The organism is Vannielia sp. (genome assembly GCF_029212645.1).
In the GTDB taxonomy this organism is placed as follows: Bacteria; Pseudomonadota; Alphaproteobacteria; order Rhodobacterales; family Rhodobacteraceae; genus Vannielia.
In genome coordinates this window covers 12,849-27,199 of sequence record NZ_JARGND010000039.1, presented here as the reverse complement: position 1 = coordinate 27,199, position 14,351 = coordinate 12,849, and the positions used below count along the sequence as shown (strand labels likewise).

Annotated in this window: 6 protein-coding genes; 5 read left to right on the top strand and 1 reads right to left on the bottom strand. The window is 59.7% G+C overall.

Annotated features, from left to right (window positions below):
* A partial coding sequence (locus P1U55_RS12310; protein WP_301047916.1) for a hypothetical protein occupies positions 1 to 562 on the bottom strand: 562 nt, incomplete at its 3' end.
* Positions 563 to 1,032: 470 nt separating this feature from the next.
* Between P1U55_RS12310 and P1U55_RS12305 the strand changes: the two genes are divergently transcribed.
* The 5 genes from P1U55_RS12305 to P1U55_RS12285 all read left to right on the top strand — a co-directional run bounded on the left by P1U55_RS12305 (position 1,033) and on the right by P1U55_RS12285 (position 14,277).
* Positions 1,033 to 1,464 carry a recombinase family protein gene (locus P1U55_RS12305; protein ID WP_366943049.1) on the top strand — a complete coding sequence of 144 codons (432 nt, stop codon included), beginning with the start codon at positions 1,033 to 1,035 and terminating at the stop codon, positions 1,462 to 1,464.
* A 286-nt stretch (positions 1,465 to 1,750) separates the two neighbouring features.
* The gene (locus P1U55_RS12300) at positions 1,751 to 5,722 is read left to right on the top strand and encodes a DUF6603 domain-containing protein (protein WP_301047915.1); all 3,972 of its coding nucleotides are present in this window, start codon (positions 1,751 to 1,753) and stop codon (positions 5,720 to 5,722) included.
* Positions 5,723 to 5,741: 19 nt separating this feature from the next.
* The gene (locus P1U55_RS12295) at positions 5,742 to 8,183 is read left to right on the top strand and encodes a hypothetical protein (RefSeq protein ID WP_301047914.1); all 2,442 of its coding nucleotides are present in this window, start codon (positions 5,742 to 5,744) and stop codon (positions 8,181 to 8,183) included.
* A complete protein-coding gene (locus tag P1U55_RS12290) occupies positions 8,180 to 11,947 on the top strand; it encodes a hypothetical protein (RefSeq protein ID WP_301047913.1) in 3,768 nt (1,255 codons plus the stop codon). Before P1U55_RS12295 ends, P1U55_RS12290 begins: the two co-directional genes overlap by 4 nt.
* Positions 11,948 to 11,979: 32 nt before the next feature.
* Positions 11,980 to 14,277, top strand: coding sequence for a hypothetical protein (locus P1U55_RS12285; RefSeq protein ID WP_301047912.1), 2,298 nt, complete (start codon positions 11,980 to 11,982; stop codon positions 14,275 to 14,277).
* The last annotated feature ends 74 nt before the right edge of the window (positions 14,278 to 14,351 follow it).

Here is a 14,351-nt window from a genome sequence, read left to right as displayed (position 1 = left end):
CGGCGGAGACGACGGATTGATCCGGGCCCGCATCTGCGGTCGGCGCGGTGTTGCCGGGGGCGGATGGCCCGACCGAAGTGCCGGATACCGTTGCGCTGATGGGTGACCCGCCGTAGGTGCCCGAAATGCTACAACCGGATGGGCAAGAGACGCTAGGTGAAAAAACACCGTCAGTGAGGGGTATACCTGCGAATACGACGGTCCCAAAAGATTGGGGATTGGATGGGGAGGCTGAAAAGTAGGCCACACGGTATGTCCCGGCGCCGGAGTTGTACTCGATCGTTATCACGTCCGAAGAAAGCGGCGGCTCAGGGTTGGAGCATTGGTTAAGTGTCAGGTCCAACCAGACAGCGCCGCCTGCTGGTAGGTTATCGAGACCAGGACAATTGTTGTATTGCGCCTGCGCAGGGACCGCCGCCGCGAACCAGAGCATCAGGCCCAAAAGCGCCGGAAGGCAGGACCGCATCACCGAGGGCATCAGAGCAGCGCGCTGACAGGCCCGCCCACTTCGGGATGCAAGACCAGGAATTACCGCAATAAAAAATGCGAATGAAAATTTCATGACTGTCAGACCCATTCCAAAAAGCTTTGGGCAAGCGAGCTTTTTTAACTTGCGCAAGAAAACACCGTAGATCGCTGGCTCTACGGTCTCCAATTCTACAACTTGGGGTAGTTAGCCGGAGCTTCCCTTCAAACGCAACATTCCTGAACGGGTCTTGGTAACTTTCTCCTAACTGGGGGCATTCTTAACACCACACATTTTCGACCCTCTCAAATTGAACGCGCCTCGGATTTTGTGGTGTGCGATACCTAGTCAACGACAGCGTCGATCCCTCGCCGCGGACAGCGTAACTGCGGTCGTCTCCGCCCCCGGCACCATCGTGCCGACCACCGATGGAGGCAAGTTCCACCAATCGGCGATGGTTGCCGGCGACCGAGGGAGTGGGGGCGTGCGAGCGCCATGCTCTTGATCGCGCGCATGAGTTCACCCGGCAGCCCACGTCCGCCCCGGGCCTGACTCAGCTATAAGACATTTTACGAGCAGGCGATACGCTGGTTATCTGGCGGCTTGATCGACTTGGCCGATCTCTCAAGGATCTCATCGCGTGGGTCGGATGGCTGAAGGAGAGAAAAATCGGGTTACGATCGCTGCACGAAGCCATGGATACCACCACGCCCGCCGGGAAGCTGACGTTTCACGTCTTCGGGGCGCTTGCCGAGTTCGAGCGCGCGCGGATCCGTGATCGCACCCAAGACGGATTGGCTGCTGTACGCGCCCGAAGCCGGAAGGGCGGGCGTCGCCCTGTCCTGAACGTCGACAAGCACGCCCTCGCTGTCAAACTCTACAATGAGCGCGAAATGCCCATAGTCAAGATCTGCCGCACAATGGAGCTTTCGAAGCCAACTCTCTATAGTTATGTCCGCGCCGCCAACGGCGTTACTGACGGGCCGCCAGCCACTTAGCGATTCCAAAACGGTTCCAGATAGCGATGCCAGCACAGCACGCTTCGCGCTCAAGGCACTCGGTCCAGGAAATGGAATCGTTACGGATGACACGCTTGCCTGAATCGTTCATTGCCAAAAGGGCAATCCGTCAAAATTCATATCATCGAAAACTCGCGTTATAGATTAGGCGTTTTCTCTATTTAAACAAACGCCTTGTCGGAATCCTTTTCAAGTGTATGGTGGCGAAGATTTCTACCTTAGATTGAATTTGTCGCCACACCGGAACGACAGTTGAGGGCGCGAAATGACTTTAAGCTTTGATGCATCCTCTCTGAACCCTTGGGTTCTCGATATCGGCGAATTGGTCAATCTGCTGGTTACTGACGGTCAGAACCAGGTGGTACTGCAGGACGAATGGTTCCTGAATCCCTGGGAGCACGACGGCACGCGCAATATTGACGGCATTCCCTTTCGCCCCTCCGAAGTGCTGACTCTGGTCGATCTGATCATGGGGCCTGCAGATGACGTCCCACCGGCACTGGCCGGTTCCAGCGCCGGTGGCGTTGGGCTGAACTGGTATCCCATCGCCTTCAAGGGGTCGCCGAGCGGTGTCTATCTAGTCACCACGAAACCTGACGCCAATTACGACGCAGATGGTGATAGCGCGACTTCGGGCTTGGTGGGCGCAGGCCTGCGCAAGGATATTGCCCTGGGTGACTATGCCGTCGCTTTTGACGCCTATCTGCCCATGGTTGCGTTGAATGCACTCAGCGGTGGCACCGCGGCGTTGGGGCGCGCGGATGGAGCGGACAGCGTTGATCCAATCCAGTTTTCCGCGACGGTGCAGTCCAGCACGCCGCAAACGGACGGGTCCGTCACCTTTTCTGCGGTGCAGGTGTTGGGGCAGCTGAGCTTTGGCGATGGTTCCAGTCAGAGCCTCAGTGCAAATTACCTCGATCAGGACGGCAAGATCGTCAAGACCTTCACAAGCGCGCAGGACTTCTTTGCCAGCGCGGCGGTCAGTTTCGTCAACAACATCCTCGCCCAATCGCAGGTCAATGACTTCCTGCGCAACCCGATCAGCCGAAGCACTTCTGCCACGCCCGGCAATGTGTTTTGTGACTGGTTTACCTTGCTCGATGGTGCCGGGGACACGGCCTATACTGTATTGACCAAGAGTGAATTTTCCGACCGGTTCCTGCAGAAAAGCGCGTTGAACATTGCGTTGGATCTGGTGACCAATGTTCTGAGCAACCTTGCCCAGACCGACCCGATCATCACCATAGAAGGCGGTGGCATCTACGTGGTTGCGGTGGAGGGAACTGACGAAGGCGGCGATGCCTACACTGATTTCGGGCTGAACCTGCGCCTGCCTGATTTCGCTCTTGGCAAAGCGCCCTCGACAACGGACAGCGCGCCCAAAGCCAGCGCGACCGCGGATACTGGTACTACTCCGAAACTGACGCTGCAATTCGGCAAGTGGCTGACGTCAGAGGATGAATACAACGACAGCTGGATCGCCCGCTCCGAAGGGTCCAACACACCCAAGACGCCTGAAATCACGATCCCCGGTCTCACCGCGACCCTGCTGCGAAAGGACACCGCGGCGGACAGTTACAGCTTCCATCTCGGGGTTGCGCTCAGTTCCGTGGGCATCGACTATACTGGCACGCAGAGCGATCCTCTGATCAATATCTACGGTTTCGTGATGCAAGGCATCGAATTGCGTGGCGCGGCCAGTGTCGATTGGGATCCTGGTGCCGATGATGCCTTTAACTGGGATCTTGGCGGCGCGGTGCGCTTTGACGGGATCGGCGTGCCTCTTGGCACCGAATTCGGCCAGGCCTCGAGCGAGGGCAACAACGCGGTAGCGGCCGACAATGTCAGCTCTGGCACCGGGACTGGCGGCGGCGCAAGCGCGACCAGCACCAATGCGGTGAATCCGGCGTTTTCGGCTTCAGGGTCATACATGACTGACGGCACCATCGCCATTCAGCTCTATGACGCGAATGATCTGCCCACCGATATGGTCTGGTTTCCCGTGCAGGCAAAGTTTGGACCGCTTTTCTGCGAACAGTTAGGCGTCGGCTGGACGCAGGCCGACTACACGGCCACGTTCGGGGTTGATGGCGGGATCTCGGCCGCCGGGCTCAGCATCGAGCTGATGCACCTGTCTTTGGGCATCCCGTTCACCACGCTCACGGATCTAAGCACGTATAATCTGGGCCTTGACGGGATCGGCGTCACCTTCAAGGAGGGGCCCATCAATCTTTCGGCGGCGTTAAGCTATTCCGATCCCGGCGATGGCATGCCACCGGTCTATGAGGGAACAGCCCTGATCCAGATGTGGCGGGTTAGTGTTTCGGCCAGCGGATCCTACACAACCGTCGACGGGTCACCTTCGCTCTTTGTTTTTGGCATGGTCAACGTGCCCATGGGCGGCATTCCGGCCTTCTTCATCAACGGACTGTCGGCGGGATTTGGCTATAACCGCAGCCTGACGCTGCCGACCATCGACAAGGTCGATGCCTATCCGCTGGTCAGTGTCATGGGTCAGACGCCGACCCCCACGGCCACCGAAACGCTTCAGATGATGGAGGACTACATAACGCCCGAGCGCGGCACCTACTGGCTGGCCGGCGGATTGCAATGGACGACCTATGAGGTGGTCAACACCAATGCAGTGATGAATGTCGAATTCGGCAACAGCTTCGAAATCGGCCTGATCGGTCTATCCGTCCTGAGCACGCCCAAGGAAACATCCGTCAAGTTTGCCTATGGCGAGCTGGGCATTGAGGTTGCGCTGGACATGGGCAATGACGCTCTGCTGGTCGAAGCCGCGCTGTCGCCCAACAGCTATGTGATTGATCCGAAATTCTCGATCTCGGGCGGCTTCGCCATGGATGCCTGGTGGGGAGACAGCGCCCAAGGTGGAGATTTCGTCATTTCTCTGGGCGGTTACAGTGCCCAGGTCGAAGTGCCTGACTACTACCCCAAGCTCGACCGGCTCGGCGTGTCGGCCAGCATTGGCAAGCTGGTGTCGCTGTCAGGCTCGCTTTATATGGCCCTGACGCCATCGAACATCATGGCGGGCGGCGATCTTGATGTGTCGGCCAGCGAATTAGGCGCAGAGCTCTGGTTCTCGGGCAGTGCTGATCTAATCATGTATTGGCAGCCTTTCTATTTTAACGCCCATATGGCTGTCAGCGCGGGCTGCCGCTATACCGTTAGCCTGTTCGGCGTCTCCTGCAGCGTTGGGCTGGAAGCCTCGGGTACGTTTGATCTTTGGTCTCCGGAATTCGGTGGCGAGGTGGCGCTGGATTTCTGGTTCATCAGCCTACCGATCTCTTTCGGAGCCGCGCGCAGCGATGGTGCCACGGAGCCCCAGGATTGGGACACGTTCGCGGGCCTGTTGCCGCCACCGGCCGCGCCGGACCCGGTGCCTGCCGCCAAACGTGCGGTGACGCTGGCTCCGACTTCGGCGGAGATGGCCGTGGCCACGCCCGAAACGCCCGATCCCAGCTCGGCTGCCGAGGACGGCGCCGATCTGATCCAGATGAGCGTGCAGTCGGGCTTGATTGACTTTGTTACCCTCGGCAGCGGTGAGCCGGCTTGGCAGATTCGCCCGCCGTTTTTCTCGGCTCGGATTGCAACCGCCCTGCCATTGACCGAAATCTCTTTCGTTGATGGAACTTCAGGGCCGGTCGCGGTCACGACCTGCGATGTGGCCACCGGACTTTTGCCGATGCAGGCGACGATCACCGAGGCCAATCAGATGTTGGCGGTGCTTGATATCAATGACACTCCAATGGTCGTGGCGGATTGGCACGTCACGCCGGAATATGGCGACATGCCCTTGGCGATCTGGTCGCCGCCCACCAATGATCCACCCACCGATCCCGCAACGATCGCTGATTGCCTGACTGGCACGGGCGTATTGCGCCTGTCTCATACCAATCGGCCGTCGGGCCCGCCGTCCTTTCCGGCGGCAGCTGCGTTGCGGCGTCATGATGTCGCCGGAGGGGATGACGAGACGCTTCTGGTTTTGAACCCTGATCAGGGGGCACAACCGGCCGATGGCGGCCCGATCCCCAGTGCGGATACCATCACCGAGATTGCCGACATTAATGGCACCCTCGCGCAATCGGAACGCGACGCAGTATTTGACGCGCTGGCCGCTTTGACCGTGAATGCCGTTTCGAATGGATCTCTGGCCGCAATGGCCGCCGCCCCGCAAGAGGTATTCAATGCCAGCCCGATGCGCGGCAGCGTGTAACGAGACCAAAGGATAAGCAATGTTTTCCAAACCGATATCGGTCGCCGCCGATCTTGGCGATAGCCCGGCCCTCCGCCCCGGAGAGATGCGCTTTCTGGATCCGATCCTGCCGAAACTACCCGCTGGAACCTACAAACTGGTGGTCAGCCAATCGCTGAAAGCGACGACACCGGATGCCAGCGACGATGTCGATATTCCGGCCCAGACCAAAACGCAGGCCTTTGTGGCCGATGGACCGCGGTTCTCGTTGAATTCCGACGAGGTAGCGCATCGCTTTCCGCCGGCCAACTCGCAGGGCGTCTTTGCAACCGCCCTGCCTCAAGTGCTTTTGACTCATCCGGCGATCCCTTGGGAACGCGCGGTCTGGAATGGCGAAAATGATGCGCCTTGGATGGCGCTCATCGTCCTGACCCAAGACGAGGTGCTGGCCCCGACAATCGGGTCAAATGTCAACGCACCCAGCTTTGGGACAGGTTCCACGACGATCACGGTGGGCGACCTGCAATCGCCCGAGACCGGGACGCTGACCTGTGACCCCAGTCTGGCCGCGTACGAGGATCCGGCCGCCCCGGTCACGGTGGTCGATATCACGCCGCAGACCTTTGCCACCGTAATGCCGGTCAAAACCACGCTGCAAAGCCTCGGTGCGCTCCGCGCGACAGATATAAGAGACAAGGCCGCGGGCGGGCCTCGCGACGCCGATACCAGCGGTCAACCCGTCGAGGATGCGCCCGCCACGCGGGTGCATGCCGTCCTGAACACGCATCGCTTTCCGCAGAACCCAGCCTCGAATGCCGACGTGTCCACTAATATCGTGCATCTGGTCTCGCTCGAAGGGTTCACCCAGTATCTGACCGGTGATGCGCCGGTTGCGCCGCAGGGGTATGAGCGCGTCCGGCTGGTGTCGCTGGCAGCATGGAGCTTTGACAGCCTGCATGGCGGCGGGCAGAGCTTTGCCGACCTGATGCAAGGGTTAGAGCCGCGACCGGGCGATGATCTGTGGTTGCGCATCACCCCGCCACCGAACGTAGAGCCAACCAACGACACCGATGCAATGAGTTATGCGAGCAACGCGTTGGGGGGCAGCTATGTCCCGCTCAGCTATCGCACCCGTCAGGGCGAGACGACCTTCGCATGGTATCGAGGCCCGTTTGTGGCCGCTCTGCCGGCACAATTGCCCGCGTTTTCGCTTTTGCCACAAACCAGCGCGCAATTGGCGATTTATGACGACTCGCGGGCCCTTTTCGATATGTCCTATGCTGCGGCCTTCGAAACCGGCCGACTGATGGGTTTGTCCTCGAAGGCTTTTTCCTCGGCTCTATCGCGATGGCAACGTGTGGGATTGCGGTTGCTGAACCGCATGGTCGATCTGGCACAGATACAAGGCGCGGACCTTGCCGCGATGTCAAAGACGCAGGTGCAGGCGATGCTGAATGCGCCTGCGGCAAGTCGTGTGGCTTTCGAGGGCTTGGTCGATGCTTTGCCCAAGATCGGAGCCGGGCTGGGTGCGGGCACCGGGGTGTCCAGCGAGTCCACGCTGCACCGCAACCTGCCGCCGCAAGGGTTGGATAAAGCCGTTATCAGTGCGGCGCTCGAAACCACAGGGGTTCAGGGTGTGCTGGCGGAATGGGTGGACGAGACCGCTGCTCCAATTCTGGGCTTCCTGTCACGGCTGTGGCTGTTTGAGGGCGTGCCCTTCAACCGGCTTGTGCCCGATCACCGCCTCCTGCCGCCCGAAAGCCTGCGCTGCTTCTACATCGACCGCAATTGGCGGATCGCGGCGCTTTATGGCGCTTTGTCGATCGGGGGTGCAGGCTCGCAAGTTGCTGCGCTGCGGGGGCGTTTGTTTCAGGCGCTGTTGCCCAAGATCGAGACGCGCGCGGCCGAGCGGCGTGCAGGCTTACTGGGCATTGCGGTCGGAAATGTACCTGACCCCGAGACACCGCAGGCCGGTTGCCTGATCCGGTCGGCCGCCGTGTCGGGCTGGCCGCACCTGCAGATCCAGGCCTTTCACGGCGCAAACCTGCCAGATCCTGCCTCAGGCCACGCGCCCAATGCCGGTCAACGCGCCGACCGCGCGCGGATCACCCGCATGACCCGCCTGGCGCCCTCCATCATGCTGGCCATGTTCGACCGCGTGCCCGACTGGATCGAGGTCGAAGAGCCCCGCGAAGGGCTGCACAACGGTACCGAAAGTAACAACCAGGTGTTTTTGCGGTCCATGACAGACGAGGATCCTGGGCAGGAAATCGGGTCGGACGCCTATGTCACGGCACAGATTGACCCGGAGAGCCGTCTTCTGGATGTCGCGCAACTTGTCGCGGATATCGGTGCTGCACCGGCGCTGGCGTCGGCCTTTGCCGCAGGTGTCCCCAACGGGCCGGGCACATTCGCCCTGCAAACCATCGCCGTGCCAGAACGCATGGTGTTTCGAACATCCTTCGCGGAGGACGACGCATGAGCGGGCTTGGGAATTTCGATGCGGCATCGACCCTTGTGGTGCCGATGCAGGTCAAAGCGCAGGTCACCACCACGCAGAATTCCCAGATGTTCTGGGAGCGCGAGACGCTGATCTACAACAATCTCAATGACTTCCAGTCACCCGTCCCGGCGCCGTTCAACCCGTCCAATGAAACGCCACCCAGTGCCGGAGTTCACCTCCACTGGGCGCTGCCGCGGGCTTTTGCGCAATCCCTGCGGCCCAGCGACCTGACAGAGGGGGCCATCAACAATGGAACCGCCTCGGCTTCGCATTTTCGAGTTGTGCCGAACCGGTATCTGGTGGTGCGCATTCAGGAAGGCACCGGTGACAGCGCCGCGCAGGAACCACCCGCAACCAAAGCCTGGGTGCTGACCAGCGACGAGTTCAATGCCGATGGTGCAAGTCCCTTTGTCAATCCTTTTGGCGATCTTGCGCGCAATCCAAACACGACGATTCCCGGACCCGCCATCGTCGCCGCCTCAATGATGGGGCTGTCGCGAAGCCTGTCGGATTATGCCGATGCAGTGAACGTCGGCACAGTTGCCGAAAATCCCGAATTGTTCCTGCGCGCCATCGGCCCGGGCGATGTCAGCTTTGCCAGTTTCTCGCCGGGCGTGGGCAATGTCTTTGGCTTTCACGACGATCTGAGTGACCTTGCAGCGGACCAGGAAGCCAGCCTGAGCTATCTTGTGCTGGGTTGGATCTCTGATCCCGACGGCGATCCGCTCTCGCCCGATAATCCCGATGGTGCGGACTGGAACACGGTAGATGTCGCGACATTGGCGCAGGAACAGGGGCTCGACCTGCCGGACGGGATCAGCGCGGTGCAGGTGGCCAACCCGCTGGGCTGGGTTCTGCCTGATGCAACCGCCACTGCACCAACACGCACCTTGGTTCAGGCTGCGATCACCGATGTGACCTGGAACGGCTCGGAACAAACCCCCATGCCGCAGGGCCTTGGCTGGTATCATTCCTCGACCGATATCGCGACCAATATCAAGGTGGCGATGGCCAACTCCTCGGCCGAGGCGATATCCGAACTGGTCGGTCATATCATGGCGGACCCAAATCTTGGCTTGGGATACACAAAAGAACAGGCTGTCGCCATGAGCGTGGCGCTGGAAGCGGCGCAATATCATGCGCTGGACGAGCTGGACACCGCTTCGGGGCGGCAGCTGCTGCGCGAGCGGATCAAACGGGCGGGCTACGAAAGCTATCAGGGTGGCTATGATTGGGAATTGATCCCCGAACCCGATGCCAAACCGGACCCCCTGAGCGCCGCCCAGCAAAGCGCGCTAGGAACGCTGCAGCAAAGCCAGCGGCAATTGGACGAGGCGCGAGAGGTTCTGCATTCCATGCAAAGTCGGCTTTATAGCCTTTGGTGGATGCAATACGCGATCTGGTACATGGTCTATCTGCGGACCTATCCGCCCTTGGGGAATCCCGCCTTTGACGTGTTTCAGGATGCGCTTGCCAAGCTGACCATTCCTGACGGGCAGACGCAGAGCCAGCCGGTTGCCACTTACTTGGCCGAGGTGGAAAGCCAGGCGAATACCGTGCGGGCGCTGGCCACAAGTCTGCCGCCCACCAGCGGGCCGGATGATGGCACCGCCGCGCAAACCTATGCCCAACAGACGTTGGGTGTGTCGGGTTATCAGCTGCGTGCGATCCCGAGGCCGAGTTATTTCGCCGCCAAAGATCCCGCGCTTGTCGTGGCAGGCGGCGGTTCGATCCCACCGGCCCCGTCGCGCGCCCTGATTTGCAGCACAGCCAGCACCGCGGCCGGGCAATTGCCCGGCGGTGGGGATGCCTTGCCCGATGCTGTCGAAACGCAGGCCGCCGCGCAGTTGACCCAGATCGGCAGCGTCCCGGAGGCTTCGAGCTACGCTCAGCCCTGGCAGCCGCTTTATCTCGATTGGAGCATGACATTCAATTATGCATGCCAGCGCGACAGCAACGGCAACGTCACCACGGATGCGGATGGCAATTACCTGCCCGACATGGGGGCGTGGCAATTCGACGGCGATGACTACGTTTGGATCGGCGGCGCGATGGACGGCACAAACACGGCGCTGCAAAGCAGCTATGGCGTGGGCATCACGCGGCGCGCCTTTCTGACTCCAAGCGTGTTGCGCACCCTGTCGGGGCAGATGGAGCAATATGGGACAGAGCCTATGGGGGCTGATATGCCCGCCTCGATCCGCGACGAGATCGGGGACTGGCCGCTTGTATCCCAGACTCTGACCGGGTTGCACGGCTGGCTGACAATGCGGGATCAGGATGTTAATGTGGCCCCCGGCGCGGATATTGCCGATCATGCCGGGCATAGGCGCTACGGGGCACCGGTTCCCTCGCTTGATGGATCGCCTGACCCGGCCACATCGGTCATGACGCCCTACTTCTTTCCGGTGCGCACCGGCTTCTGGAGCGTCAACGACCTGCAGATCAGGGACAGCTTCGGGCTGACCCTGAACCTCAATTCCGCCAACAATTCCGGTGCCGGGCAGAGCAGCAACCTCAAACCCATTCTGCCACCGGCCCTGACGCCTGTGGATGGTGTGGATACTTACGATCAAGGGCTGATCACCGCTCCGCCACGGCTGATGCAGGGCGCGCGCCTGGACATCCGCTGGCTGGATGCGACCGATGACAGTGTCGAAGTCGATCTGAACCCTGGAACCTCGCCGATCTGTGGCTGGCTGCTGCCGAACCATGCCGACCAAACCCTGAGCGTTTATGATCAGGACGGGCACGCCTTGGGCAGTCTGCGCGGCTTTATCGCGTCGAGCGCTGTTCAGACTCTGGAATGGGTTCCGGCCCCGGGCGGGGCGGGGAATGTGCCCGGTCAAGGCACACAACCCGAGACAATCAGCAATCCCCACTTGGCGGGCTTGGTGACGGATCTGCTGACGCGCAGTGACGCGGCGGCGGCGTTGCAGGATCTGATGGACACGCTGGATCAGGCTTCTTGGTCGATGGATCTGGGCGATGACCAGATCGCCGCCACCAGCCCATTGGCCGGAGACCCCGTCGCGGTCGTGCGGATCAATCTGCAGCTTCAGCTGCGCGGGCTGCCGATGACCGACCAATCCTATGAACAGATCTTTGCAAACCCGCAGGACAGCACCGATCTGACGCTGAAATTCAACAGCGGCGGCGTTGAAAACACATCCTTCGATCTGCGCCTTGGTGCGCCGGAATTGCGCCGCGATGGCGTGGCCGCGTTTTTCCCCGACGATGACTACAGTTCGGCGATTGCGCCCCAGGCCCCGCGCGCGCCTGCAAGCAGTTACGTCACGCAGCAAGGTGCCGGGTCTTGGCCGCAGGTGACACCGGCGCCTACACCCCAAGCCAGTGGCGGCCAGTTGGACACAACCGGATCCTTCACCGGAACGGTGCTGATGGATCCAAGGGGCGCGCTGCATGTGACCTCTGGCCTGGTTCCGCGCGCGCGCAAGCGGCTGGCCTCGGAGATGGTTGGCCCGGCACTGGAAACCATGGCACTGACCATCCAAACCGGGCCGGTTCTGTTTGACGATGAACGGGTGCAGATGCCGATCCCCGCGACGGCTTCGGCCTCTGCCGGTGGCAATTGGTCCTGGCTGACGGCAACCGCGCATACCGCCGGAGCCTGGCAAGAGCTGAGCCCACAACCCGCCACGGACACAGCGACGATTTCGCCTGCGCCCCGCCGTCTGGAAGACGGATGGCTGGTCCTGACACCGCAACCCGACGACGATTGACAAACAGCCCCAATTTCAAAGAGGCCGACCAAATGGCAACCCAGCTAGATTATGCACTGACGAATTCCCCGCCTGCGGTTTATCCCGGCACAGATGCGGTCCTGACCTTGACGGCAACCTTGCCTGCCGGCCAATCCGCCACGATCCAGACCATTGCCCTGAACCTGACACAGATCGCCGATTTGTCGGAAAACGTGACCGGATCGACAGCCCTCGCGGATTGGTCGGTCTATGACAGCTCGAATTCGGCGCAAACCGTTCCTGCAGGGCATATCACGCTGCAACCCGACGCATCGCCGATGAACCTGTCCGCGCCGTCAGACGCCCCGCTGGTGCTGACATTCTCGATCTCGTTACTTGTTACGTCGAGCACGGGCATCAAGGATGTGACCCTGGTCGAATACGACAGCCCCAGCGATCTGACCGGCACAAGCGATACGCTGTCGCTGAATGTATCCGACGAAATCGACGGGATTTACACATTCGTGGCCGCAAGCCCGGTCTTGAATGGCGGTGGCAGTACCGGGCTCAGCTGGACCGGCTCATCGGATTACACCTACACCCTGTTGCGCAATGATGGCGTCGATACGGGGATCGCAGATCAGCCGTTGCCCGCTGGCGGCAATGGAAGCTATCCCCAGACCGGTTCGCTGTACAAAAATGTGATCTTTACGCTCAAGGCCCAAGACACCTCGACGGTCGAGGCCCAGTTGACCGTCGCCACCCGCGATCCTTCGCACTTTACCTGTGCGCTGCTGGACAGCGCAGGCACCAATCACGGAGACACGCTGACAGCCGATTTATATGACAAGGTGACTGTCCAGTTTTCCGGAGCAAATATCTCGCAGGTCAAAGTTTACAATGAGACGGCCGAAATCACGACGGTAGACACGACCAGTCTTGAGCGATCTGTCGTCAACAGCAATCCGCCGATCTTCACAAGCTCGATCGACATCATGGCCACGCGTGCGGCGCAACTTACTGTTGAAGCCACCGGAAACGGAATCACCCTGACCAAGGTGCTGAACCTGCAGATCGGGTCGGCGCGGATCGAAGCAAGCCTGTCCAAAGACAAAGTATATGTGGATGCGAGCAGCTATCAGACAGATATCAATTTCACCTACGCCAATGCCAATGCGATCTACTACCAGTTGGGCAGCAATACCCAGACCCAGCTTTCCACGTCCGAGCTGGCAAACCTGACCATCACGGTCGAGCCAACAAAAAGCGAAACCATCACGGTTTTGGCCGATCTGATTGATTCAAATCAGCCGCAGCCATCACTCTGGTCGGAGTCGGGTGTTCCAAGCATGCCCAATCCCGGTCCCTCGGCAAGCGCGCCCAGTACCGTCGATCTGGATTTCAGTATTATCTCCGCCGACGTGATCTGGGCGAAGGATAGCGGTGGCAGCCACACGTTCCACTTATACGGCAATACCAGTTCATTTACCGCGACCTTCGATAAACCCGTGCGCTACTGGACGCCGATCATCGAACATTTTTATCTCTTTTCCGATGATGGTAGCGACCACACCAAAGAGGGGAAGACAAAATTTGCCGAACTCCAACTGGAGCCCGGCGTCAGCATAGGCACGGATAACAAAACGCTAAACATCAACCCTACGGTCTTTATAAAAGACAAAAGCCAGAACCGAACCTATTATTCGAACTCTTACCTCAAGATACGCGTGCTTGGGATACCGGAAAGCAATACAGCGTTTCTGGCAACGCGCGGTTCAAACTCCGACGGCGACCTATCTATTGACTCAGAAGACACCGGCACTTTGTACGGGATCTTCAACAATGTTCATTACACCGGCAACGATAGCGGGGATGATCACAAGTTCCAGCATCTCTATTGCTCCATGACACCAAGTTCGATTTCTCGATCAGGTGGAACAACGAGTTTTTCCCAGTCCTTCAGCGTGTATCTCACTGATGTAAAAGACGGGGTAACGTGGAGCAGTGGGCAGGCAGTGTTCGCCAAAAATACGTCATCGGATGGATGCGGTTATCAATTGATCAATGTTCCGCTTCCGGTGAATGACACGACAGCGCAGGTACAATCCTTTACGAAAACCGCAGATTTCCCGATAGAAAAGGTCTATCACATGCTGGGTGGTTTCGATATCAACACGCAAGGCTCCAAGGCGGTTCAACTGATGAGACTCTATTCTGGTGGACTCACATCGGGACCAACGATAGACGGAAATCAATTCACGTTCGAGCTGACATCGCCTTATTTTACTGGGGATACCGGCACAGCATACCATACCGGCCATGGCAATGGCGGTTCGGTGACGTTTCTGGTGATTTACAAGTCAAAATGAGCACCAGCCCCGGGCAACCTCCTCCCGCTGATCACGGGGCATTGGCAGGTTGTCTGTGCCGGTCTGTGAGACGA

Bases quoted from the DNA above. Each gene is read 5' to 3' on its own strand.
- P1U55_RS12300 (WP_301047915.1), top strand. From the start codon at position 1,751: ATGACTTTAAGCTTTGATGCATCCTCTCTGAACCCTTGGGTTCTCGAT.
- P1U55_RS12295 (WP_301047914.1), top strand. From the start codon at position 5,742: ATGTTTTCCAAACCGATATCGGTCGCCGCCGATCTTGGCGATAGCCCG.
- P1U55_RS12290 (WP_301047913.1), top strand. From the start codon at position 8,180: ATGAGCGGGCTTGGGAATTTCGATGCGGCATCGACCCTTGTGGTGCCG.
- P1U55_RS12285 (WP_301047912.1), top strand. From the start codon at position 11,980: ATGGCAACCCAGCTAGATTATGCACTGACGAATTCCCCGCCTGCGGTT.